19 protein-coding genes and 1 pseudogene are annotated in these 23,850 nt (G+C 70.3%); 10 read left to right on the plus strand and 10 right to left on the minus strand.

All coding sequences use genetic code 11. The features are described from left to right. Positions 1-15 precede the first annotated feature (15 nt). Positions 16-2,613: an ATP-dependent chaperone ClpB gene (clpB, locus tag ABZ948_RS12305; protein WP_359758851.1), complete on the minus strand. Its 2,598-nt coding sequence runs from the start codon at positions 2,611-2,613 to the stop codon at positions 16-18. Positions 2,614-2,716: 103 nt separating this feature from the next. Here clpB and ABZ948_RS12310 point away from each other — a divergent pair, with 103 nt between their 5' ends. Next, positions 2,717-3,133, plus strand: coding sequence for a pyridoxamine 5'-phosphate oxidase family protein (locus ABZ948_RS12310; protein ID WP_359758852.1), 417 nt, complete (start codon positions 2,717-2,719; stop codon positions 3,131-3,133). A gap of 167 nt (positions 3,134-3,300) precedes the next feature. On the opposite strand, the gene ABZ948_RS12315 is transcribed toward ABZ948_RS12310, so the two are convergent. Further along, on the minus strand, positions 3,301-3,636 hold the full coding sequence (locus ABZ948_RS12315; RefSeq protein ID WP_037765134.1) for a Rieske (2Fe-2S) protein: 336 nt from the start codon (positions 3,634-3,636) through the stop codon (positions 3,301-3,303). A 367-nt stretch (positions 3,637-4,003) separates the two neighbouring features. On the opposite strand from ABZ948_RS12315, the gene ABZ948_RS12320 reads away from it, so the two are divergent. Both ABZ948_RS12320 and ABZ948_RS12325 read left to right on the plus strand, forming a co-directional pair. Continuing rightward, on the plus strand, positions 4,004-4,966 hold the full coding sequence (locus tag ABZ948_RS12320; protein ID WP_359758853.1) for a helix-turn-helix transcriptional regulator: 963 nt from the start codon (positions 4,004-4,006) through the stop codon (positions 4,964-4,966). Then, positions 4,963-5,952 (plus strand): helix-turn-helix transcriptional regulator, encoded by a 990-nt coding sequence (locus ABZ948_RS12325; protein ID WP_359758854.1) that lies wholly within the window; start codon positions 4,963-4,965, stop codon positions 5,950-5,952. The genes ABZ948_RS12320 and ABZ948_RS12325 overlap by 4 nt, the downstream gene beginning before the upstream one ends. Here the strand turns inward: ABZ948_RS12325 and ABZ948_RS12330 are convergent. Continuing rightward, a complete protein-coding gene (locus ABZ948_RS12330; RefSeq protein ID WP_359758855.1) occupies positions 5,915-6,952 on the minus strand; it encodes a helix-turn-helix transcriptional regulator in 1,038 nt (345 codons plus the stop codon). The two genes, ABZ948_RS12325 and ABZ948_RS12330, sit on opposite strands and share 38 nt — an antisense overlap. Positions 6,953-7,187: 235 nt before the next feature. Here ABZ948_RS12330 and ABZ948_RS12335 point away from each other — a divergent pair, with 235 nt between their 5' ends. Then, the gene (locus ABZ948_RS12335) at positions 7,188-8,393 is read left to right on the plus strand and encodes a DUF418 domain-containing protein (RefSeq protein ID WP_359758856.1); all 1,206 of its coding nucleotides are present in this window, start codon (positions 7,188-7,190) and stop codon (positions 8,391-8,393) included. Here ABZ948_RS12335 and ABZ948_RS12340 read toward each other — a convergent pair. The 6 genes from ABZ948_RS12340 to ABZ948_RS12365 form a co-directional block, all read right to left on the minus strand. Continuing rightward, the gene (locus ABZ948_RS12340; protein WP_389623654.1) at positions 8,386-9,495 is read right to left on the minus strand and encodes a sugar ABC transporter substrate-binding protein; all 1,110 of its coding nucleotides are present in this window, start codon (positions 9,493-9,495) and stop codon (positions 8,386-8,388) included. The genes ABZ948_RS12335 and ABZ948_RS12340 overlap by 8 nt on opposite strands. A gap of 282 nt (positions 9,496-9,777) precedes the next feature. Further along, complete coding sequence (locus ABZ948_RS12345; RefSeq protein WP_031116078.1) at positions 9,778-10,230, minus strand: heat shock protein transcriptional repressor HspR; 453 nt, start codon at positions 10,228-10,230, stop codon at positions 9,778-9,780. 5 nt (positions 10,231-10,235) lie between these two features. Next, positions 10,236-11,423 carry a molecular chaperone DnaJ gene (gene dnaJ / locus ABZ948_RS12350; RefSeq protein WP_359758858.1) on the minus strand — a complete coding sequence of 396 codons (1,188 nt, stop codon included), beginning with the start codon at positions 11,421-11,423 and terminating at the stop codon, positions 10,236-10,238. Positions 11,424-11,456: 33 nt separating this feature from the next. Continuing rightward, positions 11,457-12,113 carry a nucleotide exchange factor GrpE gene (grpE, locus tag ABZ948_RS12355; protein ID WP_359758859.1) on the minus strand — a complete coding sequence of 219 codons (657 nt, stop codon included), beginning with the start codon at positions 12,111-12,113 and terminating at the stop codon, positions 11,457-11,459. Continuing rightward, positions 12,110-13,969, minus strand: coding sequence for a molecular chaperone DnaK (gene dnaK, locus ABZ948_RS12360; protein ID WP_359758860.1), 1,860 nt, complete (start codon positions 13,967-13,969; stop codon positions 12,110-12,112). The genes grpE and dnaK overlap by 4 nt, the downstream gene beginning before the upstream one ends. A 94-nt stretch (positions 13,970-14,063) precedes the next feature. After that, positions 14,064-15,074 carry an MraY family glycosyltransferase gene (locus ABZ948_RS12365; protein ID WP_359758861.1) on the minus strand — a complete coding sequence of 337 codons (1,011 nt, stop codon included), beginning with the start codon at positions 15,072-15,074 and terminating at the stop codon, positions 14,064-14,066. Between the two features lie 242 nt (positions 15,075-15,316). Here ABZ948_RS12365 and ABZ948_RS12370 point away from each other — a divergent pair, with 242 nt between their 5' ends. Further along, positions 15,317-17,641, plus strand: a complete 2,325-nt coding sequence (locus tag ABZ948_RS12370) for a (Fe-S)-binding protein (protein WP_359758862.1) — start codon at positions 15,317-15,319, stop codon at positions 17,639-17,641. Between the two features lie 175 nt (positions 17,642-17,816). After that, a pseudogene (locus tag ABZ948_RS12375) lies at positions 17,817-18,182 on the plus strand (UTRA domain-containing protein); the annotation flags it as partial. A gap of 243 nt (positions 18,183-18,425) precedes the next feature. Here ABZ948_RS12375 and ABZ948_RS12380 read toward each other — a convergent pair. Then, positions 18,426-19,766 (minus strand): hypothetical protein, encoded by a 1,341-nt coding sequence (locus tag ABZ948_RS12380; RefSeq protein ID WP_359758863.1) that lies wholly within the window; start codon positions 19,764-19,766, stop codon positions 18,426-18,428. Positions 19,767-20,294: 528 nt separating this feature from the next. Between ABZ948_RS12380 and ABZ948_RS12385 the strand changes: the two genes are divergently transcribed. The 4 genes from ABZ948_RS12385 to ABZ948_RS12400 all read left to right on the plus strand — a co-directional run bounded on the left by ABZ948_RS12385 (position 20,295) and on the right by ABZ948_RS12400 (position 23,825). After that, positions 20,295-21,611 carry a nucleotide sugar dehydrogenase gene (locus ABZ948_RS12385; protein WP_359758864.1) on the plus strand — a complete coding sequence of 439 codons (1,317 nt, stop codon included), beginning with the start codon at positions 20,295-20,297 and terminating at the stop codon, positions 21,609-21,611. 26 nt (positions 21,612-21,637) lie between these two features. Further along, a complete protein-coding gene (locus ABZ948_RS12390) occupies positions 21,638-21,811 on the plus strand; it encodes a hypothetical protein (protein ID WP_359758865.1) in 174 nt (57 codons plus the stop codon). 41 nt (positions 21,812-21,852) lie between these two features. Further along, on the plus strand, positions 21,853-23,142 hold the full coding sequence (locus ABZ948_RS12395) for a glycosyltransferase family 2 protein (RefSeq protein ID WP_359758866.1): 1,290 nt from the start codon (positions 21,853-21,855) through the stop codon (positions 23,140-23,142). Positions 23,143-23,243: 101 nt separating this feature from the next. Then, positions 23,244-23,825 (plus strand): dihydrofolate reductase family protein, encoded by a 582-nt coding sequence (locus ABZ948_RS12400; RefSeq protein ID WP_359758867.1) that lies wholly within the window; start codon positions 23,244-23,246, stop codon positions 23,823-23,825. Positions 23,826-23,850 lie beyond the last annotated feature (25 nt).

Below are 23,850 nucleotides of genomic sequence, written 5' to 3' on the forward strand. Positions count from 1 at the left end.
AGGGGCCCGGGCCGCCTACAGCGTCTTGCCCGTGGCCGGGCCCACCAGGAGTCCGTCCTCGAAGCGGTCCACCCGGACCGTGTCGCCGTCCTTGATCTCCCCGGAGAGGATCTCCTTGGCGAGGCGGTCGCCGATGGCCGTCTGGACGAGGCGCCGCAGCGGCCGCGCCCCGTAGGCCGGGTCCATGCCCTCCTCGGCGAGCCAGGCCAGCGCCTGAGGCGTGATGTCGAGGGTGAGGCGCCGCTCGGCGAGGCGCTTGGCCAGGCGGTCGATCTGGAGCCCCGCGATGCGCTCCAGCTCGGGCTTGGTCAGCGCGGCGAAGACGACCAGGTCGTCCAGGCGGTTGAGGAACTCCGGCTTGAAGGAGGTCCGCACCACCTCCAGGACCTGCTCCTTCTTCTCCTCCTCGCTGGTGAGCGGGTCGACCAGGAACTGGCTGCCCAGGTTCGACGTCAGGACGAGAATGGTGTTGCGGAAGTCGACCGTGCGGCCCTGGCCGTCCGTCAGCCGGCCGTCGTCCAGCACCTGGAGCAGGATGTCGAAGACCTCGGGGTGTGCCTTCTCCACCTCGTCCAGCAGGACGACGGAGTACGGCCGCCTGCGCACGGCCTCGGTGAGCTGGCCGCCCTCCTCGTAGCCGACGTAGCCGGGCGGGGCGCCGACCAGCCGGGCCACGCTGTGCTTCTCGCTGTACTCCGACATGTCGATGCGGACCATCGCCCGCTCGTCGTCGAAGAGGAAGTCGGCGAGGGCCTTGGCGAGTTCGGTCTTGCCGACACCGGTCGGGCCGAGGAAGAGGAAGGAGCCGGTGGGGCGGTCCGGGTCGGCGATCCCGGCACGGGACCGGCGTACGGCGTCGGAGACGGCCCGCACGGCCTCGGTCTGGCCGATGAGCCGCTTGCCCAGCTCGTCCTCCATGCGCAGCAGCTTCTGCGTCTCGCCCTCCATGAGCCGCCCGGCGGGGATGCCGGTCCAGGAGGCGACGACGTCGGCGATGTCGTCCGCGCCGACCTCCTCCTTGACCATGGTGTCCTTGGCGACCTCTTCCTCCGCCTCGGAGGCGGCCTCCAGTTCCTTCTCCAGGGCGGGGATCTCGCCGTAGAGCAGCTTGGAGGCGGTGTCGAAGTCGCCGTCGCGCTGGGCGCGTTCGGCCTGGCCGCGCAGTTCGTCGAGGCGTTCCTTCAGCTCGCCGACGCGGTTGAGGGACTGCTTCTCCTTCTCCCAGCGGGCGGTGAGGCCGCGCAGCTCCTCCTCCTTGTCGGCGAGGTCGCGGCGCAGCTTCTCCAGGCGCTCGCGGGAGGCCGCGTCGGTCTCCTTGCCGATCGCCAGCTCCTCCATCTTCAACCGGTCGACGGCACGCTGGAGTTCGTCGATCTCGACGGGCGAGGAGTCGATCTCCATACGGAGGCGCGAGGCGGCCTCGTCGACGAGGTCGATGGCCTTGTCGGGCAGGAAGCGGGAGGTGATGTACCGGTCGGAGAGCGACGCGGCGGCGACGAGCGCGCTGTCGGCGATCTGCACCTTGTGGTGGGCCTCGTAGCGGCCCTTGAGTCCGCGCAGGATCGCGATGGAGTCCTCGACGGTCGGCTCGGCGACCAGCACCTGCTGGAAGCGCCGCTCCAGCGCCGGGTCCTTCTCGATCCGCTCGCGGTACTCGTCGAGGGTCGTCGCACCGACCATGCGCAGCTCACCGCGGGCCAGCATCGGCTTCAGCATGTTGCCGGCGTCCATGGCGGAGTCGCCGCCCGCGCCCGCGCCGACGACCGTGTGCAGCTCGTCGATGAAGGTGATGATCTGGCCGTCGGAATCCTTGATCTCCGCCAGGACGGTCTTCAGGCGCTCCTCGAACTCGCCCCGGTACTTCGCCCCGGCGACCATGGCGCCGAGGTCGAGCGCGACGAGCCGCTTGTCCTTGAGCGACTCGGGCACGTCCCCCTTGACGATCCGCTGGGCGAGCCCCTCGACGACGGCGGTCTTGCCGACGCCGGGCTCGCCGATGAGGACGGGGTTGTTCTTCGTCCGGCGGGACAGGACCTGCACGACGCGGCGGATCTCCTGGTCCCGGCCGATGACGGGGTCGAGCCTGCCCTCCCGCGCGGCGGCCGTGAAGTCCGTCCCGAACTTCTCCAGGGCCTTGTACTGGCCCTCGGGGTCGGCCGTCGTCACCCGGCGCTGGCCCCGGGTCTTCTGGAAGGCGGCCTGGAGCTTCTTGGCGTCGGCCCCCTGCTGGGACAGCACCTCACCGGCCGCGCCGCCCTTCGCGGCGATGCCGATGAGCAGGTGCTCCGTGGAGAGGTACTCGTCGCCGAGGTCCTTGGCGCGGGCCTGCGCGTCGGCGACGACGGCGAGCATCTCGCGGTTGGGCTGGGGCGGCGCGACGGTCGAGCCGGTCACGCTGGGCAGCCCGGCGAGCACGCGCTCGGCGCCGGAGCGCACGGCCGCCTGGTCGGCGTCGACGGCGGCGAGCAGGTCGGTGATGTTCTCGTTGTCCTGCCCCTGGAGCAGCGCGAGGAGCAGGTGGGCGGGGGTGAGGTCGGGGTGCCCCTCGGTCACGGCCCGGTTGCTGGCCGCGTTGATCGCGTCCCGGCTCCGGTTGGTCAGCTCGGCGTCCACGTTCGCGTTCTCCTCCTTGCACTGACCCGAACGACGTACATAAAGTTGAGTCTACTGCACTCAAGGCCACACCGGGGAGGGCGCGGGGGTTAAGTTCCGGGCCATGGCGACCAAGTACTCCGTCGATCCGGGCGCGCCGGACCCGACATTCCTCGGCTTCTGGCAGGAACGGCACCTGTGCACCCTGACGACTCCCCGCCCGGACGGCACTCCGCACGTGGTACCCGTCGGGGTCACATACGATCCCGCGGCCCGGCTCGCTCGGGTGATCACGAACAGGACGAGCGCGAAGGTGCGGCACGTGCTGGCCGCCGGGGAAGCGGGGGCGGCGGTCGCCGTCTGCCAGCTGGAGGGCCGGCGCTGGGCGACGCTGGAGGGCCGGGCGTTCGTCCGCACCGAGCCGGACCGGGTCGCGGAGGCGGAGCGCCGCTACGCGGAGCGCTACGGACGGACGCCGTCACCGAACCCGGCGCGCGTGGTCATCGAGATAGAGCTGACGCGCGCGATGGGACGAGGTTGACCCAAGTGAATATCCACACCGGTGATCGATTGGATCCGGCCATCGCGCGACTGGGGTGATACCCGGAAATGTCCCCACAAACTGCAGCGGCGTCACCGTGTTCAGGTCACGGTGACGCCGCTGCGGGGGGAAGCACCTGAGCGATCTGTTACGACGGGGGAATCGCGTCAGGCACTGCGGGGGGTGGCAGAGATGGTCCTCGGGGCAGGGGAGTCGGCCTCCACCTGCTGATGGTCCCTTTGGTCCAGGTTCACAAAGATCATTCCGTACCGTACGGCACATCGCACTGGCTGCGGCGCCCCCCGAGGCCGCCGCAGACACCGGTACGCCCGTACGTCTCCGTCCTCGTCCCGCGTGACGACGACCGGCTCTCCGAACACGGTCACCATCAACGAGTCACCGCTGTGGGGGATGGCGGTGACCAGGTCGATGAAGTGCCAGCCGGAGCGGTAGGCGGTCGCCATCTCACGACGGAAGGAGCGGTCGTCGGGTGGAGTGGTCACGGTCAGCTCCCGGATCCGGCTGCCCCGGAGCTCGGCCAGCTGGTGTTGTTGATGCCGCTGGTGGTCTGCGCCACCGACGGCCAGCTGGTGTTCGCCCGAACATCACTCTTCGCTTCGGAGAAGCCACTCAGTACGCCGAGGGCTGCAACGGCGGAGAAGGCGGCGACAAGCACCGAGCGAAGCATTCTGTTCCGCATAGTCGGCTTCGTCCTCACTTGAAGGTCCCCTTTTCCCCCGTCGAGTACGACGATGGCTCATTCGGGCACGTCATGGCCACACAATCGATGCATCATGTTCCTGCATGTTCAGGACCCTGGGGGGTGGAGATTTGGCAACGAATCCGGCAAGAGGGACACATCCCCATGCGATGACCGAGTGGTGCGAGGAGGGCAGCCGCCTTTATGCCTCTGCTCTGCGTACCGGACGCATCGCCCGCGCGGAAGTGGAGCCGGCCCCTTGCCTGGTGGAGTTCGCCCTCCTCCACCCCGATCCGGACGATCCCAACTGGCTGCGCCCCGTGCCCCCGGTCGTCGCCCTGTCCCGGCAGCTCAGCCCGCTGGAGAACGAGATCGCCGAGCGCAGGCGCCTGGCCATCAGTCTCGCGGAGACCTTCCAGCCCTTCATGGCCATGGGTACCCACACGGCCACGAGTGACTCCATCACCGTGCTGGAAGGCGGCGAGCGGATCAACGCCGCACTGAACATGGCGACGGCCCAGTGCAGGACCGAGGTCCTCACGCTCCAGCCGAGCGACCGTATGTCAGAACGCAGTCTCCTGAGAGGACTGGAACGCGACAAGCCGCTCATCGAACGAGGTGTGCGGATCCGCACGGTGTACCAGCACACCGCCCGCTACAACCCGGAGCAACTGGCCTACGCTGCGCGGCTGTCCGACGGCAAGGCGGAGTACCGCACCATAGACGAGCTGGTGGAGCGTCTGATCATCTGCGACGAGACCGTCGCCTTCATCCCCGCGCGCGACGACCAGCAGGTCGCCCTGGAACTGCGCCACCCCGGACTCGTCCGCTACCTGATCAAACTCTTCGAGTACCTGTGGGACCGCGCCGTCCCGCTGAGCACCGGCACCCCGTACGAAGCGGCGTCCGGCGGCATCACGGAGATCCAGCACTCCATCGCCAAGCTCCTGGTCGAGGGCCACGTCGACGAAGCCATCGCGCGCCGCCTGGGCATGAACGTACGGACCTGCCGCGCCCACATCGCCAAACTGGCCTCGGCCCTGGGCAGTGGCAGCCGGGCGCAACTCGGGTATCTCATAGCCCGGTCGGAGATCCTGAAGCAGGACGACGGAGCAGGAGGTAGTCCGGAGTGACGTCGGCGCCACACCCGGAGCACGACCCGGACGAACTGTGCCCCGACGGGATGGCGCTGTACGAACGCGCCGTGCGCGAAGGGCACATGAGCGTGGACGCCGCCCGCGCCGCGCCCTGCCTGATCGACTTCGGCCTGCTGCACCCCGCCGTCGACGACGTCCACCGGCTCGAACCCGTGGCGCCGGCCGTCGCCCTCCACCGGCTGCTGCGCGGCTCCGAGGAGCGGATCGCGCGGGAACGGCGGCGGGAGGAACAGCTGGCCGAGACGTTCGAGCCGCTGATGGCCGTCGACGGGCAGCACCCCGCCGCGGACGCCACCCCGACGCTCAGGCTCCTCAGCGGGAAGGAGCGGATCAACACGGCCATCACCGAGGCCATGGCGGAGGCCCGTCGGGAGATGCTCACCGTCCAGCCGCGCAGCGGGCTTCCCGGGACACGCGTCGAGGCGGCCTACGCCCTCGCGATCCGCCGCGACCAGGCGCTGCTGGACCGCGGCGGCCGCATCCGCACCCTCTACCAGCACACCCTGCGCCACCACCCCACGACCGTGGCCCATCACGAACGGCTGCGGGGCGACATCGAGGCGCGCGCGCTGGACGAGATCACCGACCGGCTCATCATCGTCGACCGGGACGTGGCGTTCATCCCCGCCGACGGCAACGGCAGCCTGGCCCTGGAGATCCGGCACCCCGCGATCATCGGGTACCTGGCCACCACGTTCGACCGCTTCTGGCGCCTCGCCACCCCGCTGTTCCCCGAAGCCGCCCCGCAGCCCTCGCACAACGGCATCACCCCCCGCCAGCGCGCCATTGCCGCCCTCCTCATCGAGGGCCACACCGACGCCGTCATCGCCGACCGGCTGGGCATGAACGTCCGCACGGCCCGCGTCCACATCGCCAAACTCGCGGCGACGCTGGGCAGCCAGAGCAGGGCCCAGCTCGGCTACCTCATCGGGCAGTCCGGGATTCTCGACGGGGAACGCTGACCGGCGCCGCCGCCCGGGGCGGCCCGTCGAGCCCCACCTGGGCGATGCGCACGCCCAGTTGCGTACGGCTGGCGGCCCCCAGCGTCTCCGACAGCCGCGCGATGTGTGCCCGGCAGGTCCGTACGCTGATCCCCAGCCGTTCCGCGATCACGGCGTCCTGGTGCCCCTCCGCGAGCAGGGCCGCGATGGACTGCTCCCGGTGGGAGATGCCCTCGATGCCCGTGTCCGGGAGCGGGGCCGTCAGGGGGATCGCGAGGCGCCACAGCCGCTCGAAGACCGTGACCAGGTACTCGACGATCGCGGGGTGGCGCAGCTCCAGCGCCATCGTGCGGTCGGTGTTGGCGGGGATGAAGGCCACCGTCCGGTCGAACAGGATGAGCCGGTCGATGACCTCGTCGAGCGTGCGCGCCTCCACCGCGTCGCCCATCAGCTCCAGGTAGGTCAGCAACCCCTGCCCGTGCCGGGCGACATGCGTGTACAGGTCCCGCATCCGCACACCCCGGCCGCGCAGCGCCAGCGCCCGGTGCAGCCCCTCGGAGAGCTCGGCCTCACGTCGGATGCCGCCCGGCTGCACCGTGAGCACCTCGGTCGTGCACGCCTGGGTCGCCTCGTCCATCGCGGCCTGGATCCGGGCGAGTCCGTCCAGGACCCGGATCGCCGGGCCCTCGGCGGCCGACGCGGCCGGCTGCACCTTCAGGCCCAGCCCGGCGTACCACTCGAAGGCCGCCACCGCCGAACCCACCCGCCGCTGGCTCGCGCTGACCTCGTCGTACATCCCGCGCAGCAGCCGGGTCATGACCTCCTGCGGGGAGGTCGGCACCAGCCAGTCCATGTCGTCCGGGTCCGGGTGCAGCAGGGCGAGTTCCAGCAGGCAGGGCACCTGCTCGGCGTCCCGGCGCGGCACGCGGCCCCGCCGTACGGCCCGGGAGTACACGCGGTCCCCGGCTTCGCACAGTCGGTCGGCACCGTGTGGATGCTCCTCCGTCCCGTGCCCGGCCATCGCCCATCCCACCCCCCGGTTCCGCCGTCCTTCGCAGCGCAACTATGCGCGGCCGGGACCTGCTCCGCAACACGGCTCCCCCGCACCCGGGTTCCTTTTTGAGCCGTTCGCTCCCTGAATCCGCTCGCTCTCCCCTGGCCTGTTGCCACGGGACGCGGTGGCGTGTGCGCGGTCGGTGTGCGACCTTCTGTGATCACGGGCCGGGACCGGGCCCGCCTGCTCGCGAGGGGGAAGAGTGAACGACCCGCAGGGACCGGCGGACCCGCGGCGACTGCCCGCCGTGGACGCGCTGCGAGGCTTCGCCCTGTTGGGCATCCTGGTGGTCAACAGCGCCCAGATCATGAGCCCTTACGAGACGGAAGGGGTCCGGGACCCCGGGGCGGCGCCGGTGGACCACGTCGCCGCCTGGCTGGTGGCGGCGCTCGCGTCCAGCAAGTTCTACCTGCTGTTCTCGTTCCTGTTCGGCTACAGCTTCACCCTCCAGGCGGCCGCCGCCGAACGCGACGGGGCCGGCGTCACCGCGCGTTTCCTGCGCCGGTCCCTGGGCCTGGTGCTGCTCGGCCTGGTGCACGCCGTCCTGCTGTACACCGGCGACATCCTGCTGACCTACGGCGTCCTGGGGCTGGTCCTGCTGTGGGCGCGGCGGATCAGGCCGGCCACCGCCGTGAAGGCCGCCGCCTGGATCTACGGCGTGTTCGGTGTCGTCCTCACGGGGCTGGGGGCGCTGGCCACCGCGGTGGACGACGAGGAACCCGTCCCCCACGGGGCGATCGCGCAGGCCGTGGCCGCCTACCGGGGCAGTGCCGGCACGGTCGTGCGGGAGAACCTGGACCGGCTGCCCCTCGCCCTCCTCGGCGTTCTCCTCATGGCCCCGGGCGTGCTCGCCGCGTTCTTCCTCGGGCTGGCCGCGGGGCGGCGGCGACTGCTCGCGCCGGGCGGGACCGACCGCTCCCGGCTGGTGCGCGTGACGGTCGTCGGGCTGGCCGTCGGGGCCCCGGGTGCCGTCTTCTTCGCCTCCTCCGCCCAGGGGCCGCTGGGCGAGCGCTGGCAGCTCCTGGGCATCGGCGTGGGCATGCTGACGGCGCCCGCCCTGTCGGCCGCGTACGCCTGCCTGCTGCTGCTCCTGATGGACTCGCCCCGGGGGGACCGGGTCCGGCGGCTGTTCGCCCCGGCGGGCCGCCTCGCGCTCACGAACTACCTCGGGCAGTCCCTGATCATGATGTTCCTCGCCACGGCGTACGGCCTGTCCCTCTACGGGGACGTGGGAGCGGCCGGCGTGCTGCTGCTCGCTCTCGCCGTGTACGCGCTCCAGCTCGCCCTCAGCACGGCGTGGGCCCGGCGCTTCAGGCACGGGCCCGCCGAGTGGCTGCTGCGGGCGCTCACCCTGGCCGGACGCCCCGGGAGGGCCGGCACGAGGAGCGCCCCCGAACCGGCTACTTGAGGCCGAGGGACTGGCAGGCCGCCTTGTACTTCGCCGTGCAGATGTCCGACACCTGGTAGATGTCGTCGGCGACGACCGTGTCCTTGATGTTCTCCCGGGTCAGCGCGACCACGGGCACGAGCTGGGCGGGGATGCCCTTGTGGGTGGGGCTGTCGACCTTGTCGCGGGTGAGGGCGGCGAACTGGATGTCCCGGCCCTGGACCTTCGCGACCGCCATCTCCGCGGCGCTCTCCGCCTCCTGCGGGTACGACTTGTACACGCTCATGTACTGCTCACCGCTGAGGATGCGCTGCACCGCGGCGAGTTCCGCGTCCTGCCCGGTGATCGGCGGCAGCTCGGTCACGCCGGCCGCCCGCAGCGCCTTGACGATGCCGCCCGCCATGCCGTCGTTGGCGGAGTACACCGCCGCGATGTCGTCCTTGCCGATCTTCTCGATCGCCTGGGCCATGTTGGCCTGCGCGTTCTCCGGCTTCCAGTCCTTGGTGTCGAAGGACTCGGCGATCGTCACCTTGCCGTTCAGCTCGGACATCGCCCCGGCCTTGAACTGCTTGGCGTTGGGGTCCGTCGACGAGCCGTTCATCATGACGATCTTGTCGGAGAGGCTCGCCTTCTCACCGATGGCCTCCAGCAGGGAGCGGCCCTGGACCTCGCCGACCAGCTCGTTGTCGAAGGAGATGTACGCGTCGATCGGGCCCTCGGCCAGCCGGTCGTAGGCGATGACCGGGATGCCGGCGTCCTTGGCCTTCTTCACGCCGCTCGCGATGGCCTGCGAGTCGACGGCGTCCAGCAGGATCACGTCGACCCGGTCGTCGATCATCTGCTGCAGCTGGCTCGCCTGCTTGTCGGCGCTGGCCTCGGCGTTGGCGTACTCGACGCGGCCCTGGTCGTTCGTGAGCGACTCGACCTTCTGCTTGATGATGGGGTAGTCGAAGTTCTCGTACCGCGTGTTCGCCTTCTCCGGCAGCAGCAGGCCGACCGTGATGTCGTTGCCCTTGGTCGGGCTCGCGTCGTCGCTGCTCCCGGTCGCGTTGAGCACGCCGCAGCCGGCGAGCGTGACGGACATCGTGGCCGCGGCCACGGATATGGAGATACGACGACGCATGCGGGAGCTCACTTCGCGTGTGATTCGGACGTGGGCACAGCTTTGTGGCCCATGTGACTGAAAAGCCAACGCGGACGCGCCCCCCAGCGTCAAGCGGAACCACTTAACGAGATGACAACACCACGCTCCGCAGTGGTTGTGAAGACGGTGCGGAATCGCCTCCAAGTGCTCTGCACCGGTCAGTCATCGACAGGAGACCATGCGAAACCGGGTCAAGGCATGCGAAAGGGGCCGGGAGTTGCCTCCCGGCCCCTTTCGCATGCCTTCACACAGGCGCGTCGGTCAGTCCGCCTGCTGCTGGCGCTTCGGCCGCCACACCACCAGCGCGCTGGTCTGCTGGACCTCCTGGTACGGCACCAGGTCCCGGCGGTACGACGCGTGCACCGCCGCCTCGCGCTGCCGCATGGCCGCCGCCGCGCCGTCGAGCGCGTCCTCCAGCTCCGCCACGCGGGCCTGGAGCGCGGCGACCTGGTTCTCCAGTTCGATGATGCGTTTGATGCCCGCCAGGTTGATGCCCTCGTCCTGCGACAACTGCTGCACCTGGCGGAGCAGTTCGATGTCGCGGGCCGAGTAGCGGCGGCCCCGGCCGGCGGTGCGGTCGGGGGAGACCAGGCCCAGGCGGTCGTACTGGCGCAGGGTCTGCGGGTGCAGGCCGGACAGCTGGGCCGCCACCGAGATGACGTAGACCGGGGTCTCCTCGGTCAGTTCATACGGGTTGCGTCGACGACCGTCCATCTGACTCATGCTCCCTTCGCGGCCTGGAACAGATCCGCCCGCGGATCCTCGCCCGCGGTCGCCTCGCGATACGCCTCCAGTGCGTCACGAGCCTTCCCCGTCAGGTCCTTCGGGACACTCACCTCGACCGTGACCAGGAGGTCGCCGCGGGTGCCGTCCTTGCGGACCGCGCCCTTGCCCCGGGCGCGCATCGTACGGCCGTTCGGCGTGCCCGGGGGCAGTTTCAGCGTGACGGGCGGACCGCCCAGCGTGGGCACCCGGACCTCGCCGCCGAGGGCCGCCTCGGCGAACGTCACCGGGACGGTGACGGTGAGGTTGTCGTCCTTGCGGCCGAACACCGGGTGGGAGTCGACGTGCACCATCACGTACAGGTCGCCCGCCGGGCCGCCGCGCTCGCCCGGCGCTCCCTTGCCGCGCAGCCGGATCCGCTGGCCGTCGCTGACCCCCGCGGGGATGCGCACCTGCATCGTCCGCGAGGACTTGGCCCGGCCGCTGCCCTTGCAGATCTCGCAGGGGTTCTCCGCGATCAGGCCGCGGCCCTTGCAGTCCGGGCAGGGGTCGGTGAGGGAGAAGCCGCCGCCGCTGCCCCGGGCGACCTGCCCGGTGCCGACGCAGGTCGGGCACACGCGGGGCGTGCCGTTCTTGTCGCCGGTGCCCGAACAGGCCTTGCAGGGCGACTGCGAGGACATCCGCAGCGGGACCGTGGCGCCCTCGATGGCCTCCGTGAAGCTGAGCGTGACCTCGGACTCGATGTCCTGGCCGCGCCGGGGCTGCGTACGCGTCCCCGGGCCGCCCGCGCCGCCGCGGTTGAACAGGCCCCCGAAGACGTCACCGAGGCCGCCGCCGAAGCCGCCGGCTCCCTGACCGCCGCCCTGGGCGCCGCCTCCGAAGAGGTCGCCCAGGTCGAAGTTGAAGGAGCCGCCCGCGCCACCGGGCCCCGGGCGGAAGCCGCCGTTGCCGAAGAGGGCGCGAGCCTCGTCGTACTCCTTGCGCTTCTTGGGGTCGCCGAGGATGTCGTTGGCCTCGGAGATCTCCTTGAAGCGCTCCTCCGCCTTGACGTTGCCCTTGTTGGCGTCCGGGTGGTACTCGCGGGCGAGCTTCCGGTACGCCTTCTTGATCTCGGCCTCGGTGGCGTCCTTGGGGACGCCGAGGACCTTGTAGTAGTCCTTCTCGATGAAGTCCTTGGTGCTCATCCTCGACGCCCCTCCTTCCCTTCGTCCGTGACGTCAGCCCTCGTCCGGGCCACCGCTCTCCTTGTCGTCGGCGTCGGCGGACTCGTCCGCCTTGACCGTCTGCGCCCCCGGCTGGGGTTCGGCCACCGCCACCCGCGCGGGGCGGATGGTGCGCTCGCCGATCCGGTACCCGGGCTGCAGAATCGCCACGCACGTCGTCTCGGTGACGTCCGGCGCGTAGCTGTGCATCAGGGCTTCGTGGATCGTCGGGTCGAAGGGCTCGCCCTCCTTGCCGAACTGCTGCAGGCCCATCTTCGCCGCGGTGCTCTCCAGCGACTCGGCGACGGACTTGAAGCCGCCCACCAGTTCGCCGTGTTCCCGCGCGCGGCCGATGTCGTCGAGCACGGGCAGGAGCTCGGTCAGGAGGTTCGCGATGGCGATCTCCTTGACCGCGATCCGGTCGCGCTCGACCCGGCGGCGGTAGTTCTGGTACTCGGCCTGGAGGCGCTGGAGGTCGGCGGTGCGCTCACCGAGGGCGGTGCGCACCTGGTCCAGCTGGGCCACCAGACCGGCGTCCTGGCCCGTGTCCCCGGCCGGGGCCGCCGCCTCCTCGGAGGAGGGGGAGGCGGCCTTCGGCTCGGCGTCGTCGGAGGTGGCGCCGGAAGGGACGTCGGGCTGCTGCTCGTCGAAGCCCGGGGTCTCCTCCGTCACGCGGCACCGTCCTTCCGGTCCTCGTCGACGATCTCGGCGTCGACGACGTCGTCGTCAGCGGCCTTGGCACCACCGGCGGCGGCGCCCGCGTCACCGGCGGGGCCACCGGCGGCCTGGGCCGCATTGGCGTCCGCGTACATGGCCTGGCCCAGCTTCTGGGAGACGGCCGCGACCTTCTCCGTGGCCGTGCGGATCTCGGCCGTGTCCTCGCCCTTGAGCTTCTCCTTCAGCTCGGCGACGGCCTCCTCGACCTCGGTCTTGATCTCGCCCGGGACCTTGTCCTCGTTGTCCTTGAGGAACTTCTCGGTCTGGTAGACGAGCTGCTCGCCCTGGTTGCGGGACTCGGCGGCCTCGCGGCGCTTGTGGTCCTCCTCCGCGTAGCGCTCGGCCTCCTCGCGCATGCGGTCGACCTCGTCCTTCGGCAGCGAGGAGCCGCCGGTGACGGTCATCTTCTGCTCCTTGCCCGTGCCCAGGTCCTTCGCGGTCACGTGCATGATGCCGTTGGCGTCGATGTCGAAGGACACCTCGATCTGCGGGACGCCGCGGGGCGCCGGGGGCAGACCGGTCAGCTCGAACATCCCGAGCTTCTTGTTGTACGCCGCGATCTCGCGCTCGCCCTGGTAGACCTGGATCTGCACGGACGGCTGGTTGTCCTCGGCGGTGGTGAAGATCTCGGACCGCTTGGTCGGGATCGTCGTGTTCCGCTCGATGAGCTTGGTCATGATGCCGCCCTTGGTCTCGATGCCGAGGGACAGCGGGGTGACGTCGAGGAGCAGGACGTCCTTGACCTCGCCCTTGAGGACACCGGCCTGCAGGGCGGCGCCGATGGCGACGACCTCGTCCGGGTTGACGCCCTTGTTGGCGTCCTTGCCGCCGGTCAGCTCCTTGACGAGCTCGGCGACGGCGGGCATGCGGGTCGAGCCGCCGACGAGGACGACGTGGTCGATCTCGCTGATGGAGATGCCGGCGTCCTTGATGACGTTGTGGAACGGCGTCTTGCAGCGCTCCAGGAGGTCCGCGGTCAGCTGCTGGAACTGGGCGCGGGTGAGCTTCTCGTCGAGGTGCAGGGGGCCCTCGGCGGAGGCGGTGATGTAGGGCAGGTTGATCGAGGTCTCGGTGGACGAGGACAGCTCGATCTTCGCCTTCTCGGCGGCCTCGCGCAGACGCTGCAGGGCCATCTTGTCCTTGCCCAGGTCCACGCCGTGGCCGGACTGGAACTGCTGGACCAGGTAGTCGACGATGCGCTGGTCCCAGTCGTCACCACCGAGGTGGTTGTCACCGTTGGTGGCCTTCACCTCGACGACGCCGTCGCCGATCTCCAGCAGCGAGACGTCGAACGTACCGCCACCGAGGTCGAAGACCAGGATGGTCTGGTCGTCCTTGTCGAGGCCGTACGCCAGCGCGGCGGCGGTCGGCTCGTTGACGATGCGCAGCACGTTCAGACCGGCGATCTCGCCGGCCTCCTTCGTGGCCTGGCGCTCGGAGTCGTTGAAGTACGCCGGGACGGTGATGACCGCGTCGGTCACCTTCTCGCCCAGGTAGGCCTCCGCGTCCCGCTTCAGCTTCTGCAGCACGAAGGCGCTGATCTGCTGCGGGTTGAAGGGCTTCCCGTCGAGCTCGATCTTCCAGTCGGTGCCCATGTGCCGCTTGACCGACCGAATGGTCCGGTCCACGTTGGTGACCGCCTGACGCTTGGCCACCTCTCCGACGAGCACCTCACCGTTCTTGGCGAAGGCGACGACGGACGGCGTGGTCCTGGCGCCCTCGGCGTTGGTGATGACGGTGGGCTCGCCGCCCTCCAGAACGCTGACGACGGAGTTAGTCGTGCCCAGGTCGATGCCGACCGCACGTGCCATGGTTGATTCCTCCAGCTGACTTGAGTGGAACGGACTCAAGTGTGCACGACGGCTCCCGACCGGTCAACAGAGCTGAGTCGAGCGGACTCAAGTCTTATCCGTTCCTTACACGCAACGGGGCTCTGAGCTGCGACGATACTGTGCGTCGAGTGGCGTACACGGGCACCCGGAAGAGGGCGAACACCACCACGAGAGCCACGCCCGGGACCCACCACAGGGCGTCGGCCCCGATCCAGCCGGCGTGCGCGAGTACCCCGACGAGCACGCCGGAGAACGCCCCGGCACCCAGCAGCAGAGTGACGCCCGGCACGGTCGGCCCGAGCCGCCGCAGCCGGTGCGCGAGATGGTCCGGCCCGCTGCGGACGACGGGCCGCCCGCTCAGCCGCCGCGCCAGCAGGACGAGGACGGCGTCGGCGCACGCCAGGGCCGTCAGCGCGAAGAGCACCCCCGCGCTCTCCCCGACCCCGAACCCGGCCCGGACGTGCACGAGGCCGGCGGCGATCACGAATCCCGCCGCCATGGACCCACAACTGCCCAGCGCCACGCGCGCGGGGTGCCAGTTGTGCAGCAGGAAGCCGGTCAGCGCCGCGGCCAGCACGCTCATCAGCACGGCGATCCCGTCCAGCACGTCGATCGCCGCGCAGGCCGCCGCCCCGAAGGCGGTGACGACCCCGACCGTCCCCGCGAGCCCGTCGGCGTGGTCGAGCCCCCGGAAGGCGAAGGTCACCCCGACGACCCAGACGACGCCGAGCAGCCCGGTGCCCACCCCCGTCTCCCCGTACGGCACGACACACGCGGCCGCCACACCCGTACCGGCGACCAGGGCCCGCCGCCGCAGCCGCCACACGTCGTCGAGGAGCCCGAGCAGGGCGACCACGCCGCCGGCGACGAGCAGTCCGTCGATCCCGCTCCCGGCCGCGCCCCACTCCTTGACGGCCACCACCGACCCGGTGACGGCCACCACGGCGACACCCCCGGACAGCGGCACCTCGCGCCGCTGCCGCCGCTCGACCAGACGCAGCCGCAGGGCGGGCATCCGGAGGACCGCCGCGAGCAGGGCGGTGAGCAGGAGGGCGAGGGCGGCGGCGGTGATCCCGTAGAGCACGGATATAAGTTAGGCGGCACTATGACAATTCGGTATGAATAACACGACGAGATCCGGGTCGAATCCGGAGGGTTCCTGAGGCAACCCTGAGCGATTCAGATCACTGCCCACCCGGCTACAGTGCGGCGGAAGATAGGGGTAGTCTCAGACGGACTGCATAAGTTACCGCTTAGTAATTTCGGGGAACCCTGAGAAACGACAGGTCACCCCGACGAAACCCCTCGCAGGCCCGAGGAGCCCCCATGCAACTCGCCGCGATCATCGTGTCGCTGGTACTGACCGTGGTCGGCGTCGCGCTGCTCGCACGCGCGATCGGCCAGTTCGTCCGGTACTTCAAGCTGGGCCAGCCCGTGCCCGCCGGTACCCGGACCGACAACCCCTACCAGCGCAGCGTGACCCTGGTGAAGGAGTTCCTCGGCCACACGCGCATGAACCGGTGGGGCATCGTCGGCGTCGCCCACTGGTTCGTGGCGATCGGCTTCCTGACGCTGCCGCCGACGATCATCACCGCGTACGGCCAGCTGTTCCAGGCCGACTGGACGCTGCCGGTGCTCGGCGGCTTCCTCCCGTACGAGCTCTACATCGAGTTCATCGCGGCCATGACGACCCTCGGCATCGCCACGTTGATGGTGATCCGCCTGCTGAACCTGCCGTCGCGCCCGGGCCGCAAGTCCCGCTTCGCCGGCTCGAAGATGGGCCAGGCGTACTTCGTCGAGTACGTCATCCTCACCATCGGTCTCGCCATCTACGTCCTGCGGGGCCTGGAGGGCGCGCTGCACCACGTGGAGGGCTACGAGGCCGCGTACTTCGCCTCGTACCCGCTGGTCCTGGCCTTCAAGGGCCTGAGCGTCGCCGCGCTGCAGAACCTCGTCTACTTCTTCGCGATGATCAAGCTGGGCACGACCATGATCTGGATGATCACGGTCAGCCTGAACACCAACATGGGTGTGGCCTGGCACCGCTTCCTGGCGTTCCCGAACATCTGGTTCAAGCGCGAGGCGACGGGTGGGACGGCGCTGGGCGCGCTGCAGCCCATGACGTCGGCCGGCAAGCCGATCGACTTCACGGACCCCGGCGACGACGACGTCTTCGGCGTCAGCCAGGTCGAGCAGTTCTCCTGGAAGGGCCTGCTGGACTTCTCCACGTGCACCGAGTGCGGCCGCTGCCAGTCGCAGTGCCCCGCCTGGAACACGGGCAAGCCGCTCTCCCCCAAGCTGCTGATCATGTCGCTGCGGGACCACGCGCACGCGAAGGCGCCGTACCTGCTGGCCGGCGGCGGCAAGACGATGGAGGGCGAGGAGAAGGCGTCCGAGGAGCAGCTGAAGGACGTGCCCGCCGCCGCCCTGGCGGAGGCCGAGCGCCCCCTGGTCGGCACGCTGGAGGACAACGGCGTCATCGACCCGGACGTCCTGTGGTCCTGCACCACGTGCGGTGCCTGCGTCGAGCAGTGCCCGGTGGACATCGAGCACGTCGACCACATCGTCGACATGCGCCGCTACCAGGTGATGATCGAGTCCGCGTTCCCGTCCGAGGCGGGCACGATGCTCAAGAACCTGGAGAAGAAGGGCAACCCCTGGGGCCTGGCGAAGAAGCAGCGCCTGGAGTGGCTCAAGGAGGTCGACTTCGAGGTCCCGGTCGTCGGCAAGGACATCGAGGACCTGTCCGAGGTCGAGTACCTGTACTGGGTCGGCTGCGCCGGCGCGCTGGAGGACCGCGCGAAGAAGACCACGAAGGCTTTCGCGGAACTCCTCCACATCGCGGGCGTCAAGTTCGCGATCATGGGCGGCGACGAGAAGTGCACGGGCGACTCCGCCCGCCGCCTGGGCAACGAGCCGTTGTTCCAGGAGCTCGGCATGGAGAACGTCATGGCGCTGAACATGGCGTTCGGCGAGGAGATGGACGACGACGGCAAGGTCACGCCGGAGTCGGCGAAGCCCAAGTCCGCGAAGAAGATCGTCGCGACCTGCCCGCACTGCCTCAACACGCTCGGCAACGAGTACCCGCAGCTGGGCGGCGACTACGAGGTCATCCACCACACGCAGCTGCTGCAGCACCTGGTGGACGAGGGCAAGCTCATCCCGGTCACGCCGGTCGAGGGCATCATCACGTACCACGACCCCTGCTACCTGGGCCGCCACAACAAGATCTACACGCCGCCGCGCGAGATCATCGCGTCCGTCCCCGGCATCCGCAACGAGGAGATGCACCGCCACAAGGAGCGGGGCTTCTGCTGTGGCGCGGGTGGCGCGCGGATGTGGATGGAAGAGCGCATCGGCAAGCGCATCAACAACGAGCGCGTGGACGAGGCCCTGTCGGTCAACCCCGACATCGTCTCGACGGCCTGCCCGTTCTGCCTCGTCATGCTCACGGACTCCGTGAACGGCAAGAAGAACGACGGCAAGGCGAAGGAGTCCATCACGGTCGTGGACGTCGCCCAGCTCCTCCTGGACTCGGTGAAGACGCCGGTCCCGGCGGAGACCGACGACGACGGCGGTGACGACGACGGGGAGCCGCCGGCGGGCACGGCGGACTCGGAGAACGCGCCGGAGCCGGAACCGGTGAAGTAGGCAGCTTTCGAGGGTTGCGTCCGGCGCCCCCTGTCCGCGTGGTCGGGCAGGGGGCGTTGGCGTTGTACGGCTGTTGTCGTCATACGGCTGGGCAGGCAGACCGCTGTTCGCCCCCCGGCTCTCCGCGACGCGCAGGACGTCCCTGTAAAGCGGCAAGGTCGGCGCGGCTGTCAGAGGAGAGCCGGTCGTCGTACGACGCCGCCTGATCCTCCTCGACAACGAGCCGAACGAACTGACCGACACGTACTACCCCGCCGCCATCGCCCGCGGCACGCCGCTCGCAGGGACGGCGAAAATCCGCGGCGGAGCCGTCACCCTGCTCGCCGGGCTGGGGCATGTCGGCGCGCTGGTCAGAGAGGACGTCACGGCCGACCTGCCCGAGGCAGAGGAGCAAGAGACCCTGCGGCTCGCCCCGACAGAGCCCGTTCTGCGGCTCACCCGGCTCGCCCTGGACCGCGACGACCGCCCGAACCAGGTCGGCCGCATGGTGATGCCCGCCCAACGCCAGCGGCTGCGCTACGAGATCAGGATCCCGGAGTGACCTCGGGAAGCCGCCCCGAAGGCCGTTGTCAGTGCATGCCGCTAACGTCTTCAGCGCGCGGTCGGCTTCCGGGGGTTCCAGCTCCGTAGGGAATGGTTGCATCCCCGGCCTGTCCGGGGGCGGCCCCGGAGACTCGTCCGGGGCCCAACCGACGGTCGGGCTTCGTCGATGGCCAAGCAGTGACCTGCCAGCGCCGACCGCGCATCGACGAGAGTGCCGCCTCCCGGCCTCGGCCGTGGGGTGTCAGCGCCCCACCCTCACCACTTCCGACACCGCCTCCCGGAACGGCCCCGTCGCCTCGAACCGGGCCCGGAAGTAACCGCGTCGGACCTCGGTCAGGTCCGCCGAGAACGCGTGGCCCTCGCCCGACCAGTTCGCCTGTGTCGTGGTGAGGGTCGTCCAGTGCTTGCCGTCGCGGGAGTGCTGGATGTGGACCGGGATGTCGCCCGGCGTCCAGCCGTCCGGGAAGTCCAGCGTGCCCTCGACGTGGACGCCGCCCTCCTGTGCCCGCGTGGCGGAGAACGACGTGAAGGCCGAGGCCCGCAGGACCGTGATCTGAGGGCTGTTCTCGGACGCCGGGGCGATGAACGGGTCGTCGCTGTGGGACGCGACGCGGAACGTGCCGGTCTCCGACGGGGTGTGCGTGAAGGTGGCCTTGCCGTCGGCGCCGGTGGTGAAGTAGCCGACGCTGGCCCAGTGCGTGCCCTCGGAGGCCTCGTAGAGGACGCCGCCGCTCTGGCCCTCGAAGGGGACCCAGCCCTGCGGGGTCTCGCGCTCCAGGGTCGCCGTGACGGTGACCTGCTGTCCGTAGTCGATCGTCCGGGCTTGCGCCGGGGACTGGAACGTCCAGCGCGTGGCCACCTGCCGGATGCCGATCGGCGTCGACGCGGACTCGCCGTAGAGGACGTAGGGGTTCGCGCTGTCGTGCCGGTAGACCGCCTGCACCGGGACCGCGTCGTTCACGGTGACCGTGCCGGAGAAGTGGCCCTCCGCGTCGGTGCGGACGGTGTTCTCCGTCCAGTAGTCCACGTCGAGGTCCACCCGGTGGTCCGCGAGCGGCTTCAGCTCGCGGGTCCCCGGCCAGCGTCCCTTGAGCGTGCCGTCGACCCGCACCTCGCGGTGGTCGGTGTCGATCTCCGTGCGGTCGGGGCGCACGTCCTCGAACACGGCCGCGACGTAGTAGGCGAGCGAGCCCGCGGAGTTGTCGACCGTGCGGTCGCCGTCCGCGTCCGTGGCCTCGACGCGGACGTCGTAGCTGCCGAGCGCGGGCAGGTCGAGCGGCTGCTTCGTGTGCCACACGCCGTCGGCCGCCGTGCCGGAGGCCAGGGTGAACGCGTCGTACTCCACGACGGCGACCTCCTGCTGGGTGGCCGCCGAGACGATGTGGGCCCTGATGTCCGTGAGCGCGCTGTCGGAGCTGACAGCGACCTGGAGGGTGCCGAGGTCGCTCGACACGCTGCTCGCCCAACGGACGTCCGGCGCCTGCCCCTCCGCGGTCCCCGCCGCGTGCGCCGCCGGCACACCGGTCAGCAGGAGCGCGGCGGTCGTACCGATGGCAGCCCAGGCCGCCCGTGTTCTGAACAAGGTCCCCCCACAGGGATGCGTCGAAAGCCGCACCACAGCAGCGGGTACGGCCGAACAGTGTTTCTACCGCACACATCTGACAGCGGTCCCCTGAGTTTCCGCCCCCGCCGGGCGGCGTACCGGAGGGTGGTACGTGGGGCGCACTTGGGGGCGCGTTCGATTCGCGACTGCACTCGGCCACGTCGCTTGCATATGAGTCGCGTCACTGTGGAGTTGTGAAGATCCAGTCCGCATATGGCACTTGACGTGCCTTCACTTGCCAACCGCCCCTACCTGCCTTCCCCTTCGGGGATTGCGAATCAGTAAAGGGGGTTCCGTTCAGCGAATCATTGTTTAACCATGAAGGTCCACAGATGAGGGGGATTTGTGAAGATCGCCAGTTGCGCTTCGCGCACGGTCGGGCAGGGGGCCCGGGCGAACCGGTGACGCGGTGCCGGTGCCGTTCCCACACCGTTTCTCACGCAGTACCACGCCACGGCCGCCTGCCTCAGGAACAGGCGGCCGTACTTCAGGGGTGAGGAAACCACCATGCACATATGTGTGCTGGGGCAGGGCTATGTCGGCCTGCCCCTGGCCGTGAGGGCCGCCGAGGTCGGGCACACCGTCACCGGCTACGAGCCCGACCGGACGCGCTGCGCGGCGCTGGCCGCCGGGTCGTCGTACGTCGAGGACATCGGCGACGACCGGCTCCAGGCGGTGCTCGGCTCGGACGCGTACTACGCGAGCTCCGACCCGCAGGACCTCAAGGGCTTCGACGTCGCCGTCATCACCGTGCCCACGCCGCTCACCGACCGTGCGCCCGACCTGAGTTGCGTCCGGGACGCCGGTCGCGTGCTCGCGGAGTGGATCGAGCCGGGCGCCACCGTCGTCCTGGAGTCGACCACCCACCCCGGCACCACCCGTGACGTGCTCGTACCGCTGCTGGAGGAGGGCTCCGGCCTCGTCGCCGGGCGGGACTTCCACGTCGGTTTCAGCCCCGAGCGCATCGACCCGGGCAACGCCGACTGGCGGCTGGAGAACACGCCGAAGATCGTCGCCGGGCTGACCGAGGGCTGTCTGCGGCGCGTGCGGGACTTCTACGACACCGTCACCGACGTCACCGTGCCCGCCTCGGGGCTCGAAGAGGCCGAGCTGGCCAAGGTGTTCGAGAACACCTACCGGCACGTCAACATCGCCTTGGTCAACGAACTCTCTCGGATGGCCCACACCCTGGGCGTCGACGTCTGGCACACGCTGGAGCTGGCCGCGACCAAGCCCTTCGGGTTCACCAGGTTCCTGCCCGGGCCCGGGGTCGGCGGGCACTGCCTGCCCATCGACCCGGTCTACCTCAGCCACCACGTCAAGGCCCGGCACGGGCAGACGTTCCGGCTGATCGAGCTGGCCCAGGACATCAACGAGAGCCAGCCCGACTACGTGGTGCGCCGGCTGCAGGACGCCCTGAGCCGCCGCTTCCGGCGGAGCGTGCACGGGGCGCGCGTCCTCGCCCTCGGCGCCGCCTACAAGCCGGGCACCTCGGACGCGCGCCAGTCGCCGGCCGTCGAAGTCACCGACCGGCTGCGGGCGATGGGGGCGGACGTCACCGTCGTGGACCCCCATCTGCCGGAGACCGGCGGAGGCCTCCGCGACATCCCCTTCGCCGGAGCGGGCACGGGGACCGACACCGTCACCGGCACCGTCACCGGCCTCGACACCGTCACCGGCTCCGACACCGTCGCCGGCTTCGACGCCGTCGTCCTGCTCACCCCGCACGCCGAGTTCGACCTCGACCGGCTCGCCGCCGAGGCCGCCTACGTGCTCGACACCCGCGGCGTCATGCCCGCCGCACCGCACATCGAACGGCTCTGAGAGCCACGGAAGGAAAGAGGAACACCATGTACGGACAGAACGGTGTGGGCGCCGCCATCGGGACCGCCACCGGCGGAGCCGCCCTGGCCGCCACCGGCGGCACGGCGCTCGGCTGGATCGTGCTCGCGGCCATGCTCCTGGTCATCGGCGGCGTCGCGGTCTTCCGCACGGCGACCCGCGGCAAGCGAGCGACCGCTTGAGCGCCTCCCCGGGCCGCGCTTCACGGGTGAGGTTCACCGTCGTGACCCTCGTGGTGGTGGCGGCCCTGGCCGCCGCCACCGCGGTGGTGCACGTGCAGTCCAAGAGCCCGGTCCTCACCTTCTACTGGTGGCTGGGCATGACGGTGATCGTGCTCTGCCTGGTCTCGTTCCTGAAGGGCCGGTCCTTCACCCACCTGCCGGTGGCCCCCGGCCGGACCGTCGCGATCATCCCGGCGTTCGAGGAACCCTCGGAGAACCTGCACCGCACGGTGCGCTCGCTGCTGGCCCAGACGCACCCCGTCGACGAGATCCACGTCATCGACGACGGCTCGCGGCAGCACCCCGTGGAGCCCTTCGACCACCCCCGCGTCTTCTGGCACCGCCAGGAGAACAAGGGCAAGCGCGGGGCCCAGGTCACCGTGCTGCGGCACCTGCAGGAGCAGGGCAGGCACTTCGAGTTCGTCCTCACCATCGACTCGGACGGCGAGCCCTTCCCGGACGCGCTCGAACAGCAGCTGCGGGCCATGAGCAACCCGCGGATCCAGGCCACCACCGGCATGATCTACGTCCGCAACTTCGAGGAGACCTGGGTCTCCCGGGCCGCGGACATCGACATCGGCACCTCGTGCGTGATGATGCGGTCCTCGCGCTCCATGCTCGGAGCCCTGGAGACGACGTCGGGTGCGCTCGCGCTCTACCGGGCCGAGCTGCTCTACGACCACCTGGACGCCTACGAGGTCGAGTGCGGCACCGGCGACGACCGCTGGCTGGCGCTGCGGGCGCTGATGCGCGGCGAGGTCGTCGCCGTCAACGAGGCCGGAGTCGTCACCGACATGCCGACGACGCTGAAGAAGACCTACCGGCAGCGGCTGCGCTGGGCCCGGTCGTGGTGGTGGATGCTGCCGTTCGTGTACGAGCGGCTGTCGCTGAAGCAGCTCATCTCGCCGACCTTCGGCCTGCTGCAGCTCGTCATCACGCCGGTGATGCTGGCCTGGACCGTCGTCATGACGCTGCTGACCCTGGGCGGGCGGTACCACAACCCGGGCGTGGCGCTGGTGTACCTCGGCGTGTACCTGGTGGTCCGGTACGGGCAGTCGGGGCTGTACGTGCTGATGCGGCCGGACATGACCGCGCGTCAGCGCTGGCGCTCCTGGCTGGTCGGCACCCCGGCGGCCGTGTTCATGAACATCGTGCTGCTGTGCCCCACCCGCTACTGGGCCCTGTTCAAGCTTCGCGACAACGCCTGGCAGTCGCGGGGGCTGACAGCGAGGACGGCGCTGCCGCAGGGCGGTCGTCACCGCGCCGGTCCGAAGAACCTGCAGAAGGTCTGAGGAGACTGGAGACCGGGCGGGGTCCGCGATGAGTTTCGGGCGCGGGGGCGGTCTACGGATGCACCAGGGCCGCTCCGGCCCCCGGACGCACGGGAGATCGCATGACCACCGTCGTGATGCACAACGTCGTCTCCGTGGACGGCTTCATCGCGGACGCCGACGACCAGGTCGGGCCGCTCTTCGAGTGGTACGGCAACGGCGACGTCCCGCTCAACGAGTACGCCAAGGTGTCCCGGGCCTCCGCCGACTACGTGGGACCGGCCATGGCGGGCATCGGCGCGCTGGTCGTCGGGCGGCACGTCTTCGACATGACCGACGGGTGGGGCGGCGTCCCGCCGGCCGGCGAGCACCTGGTGGTCGTGTCGCACCGGCCCCGGCCCGAGGGGTGGCGCCCCGAGGCGCCGTTCCACTTCGTCGACGGCGTGGCGGAGGCGGTCGCCAGGGCCAGGGAACTCGCCGGTGAGGACCGGAACGTGGGGGTGGCGGCGGGCGACGTCGGCGGGCAGGCGTTCGCGCTCGGGCTGGTCGACGAGGTGGCGATGGACGTCGTACCGGTGGTGTTCGGCTCGGGCAAGCGGTACTTCGGGGCGGTCGACGCCCCGCACCTGCTGGAGGACCCGCACGTCGTGATCCAGGGCGACCGGGTCCTGCACCTGCGCTACCGCGTGCGGCGGCAGCCGTGACCGCCCACGAGGAGAACGCGGCGGG

The sequence above is a fragment of the Streptomyces olindensis genome (assembly GCF_040645895.1).
Lineage (GTDB): Bacteria > Actinomycetota > Actinomycetes > Streptomycetales > Streptomycetaceae > Streptomyces > Streptomyces olindensis.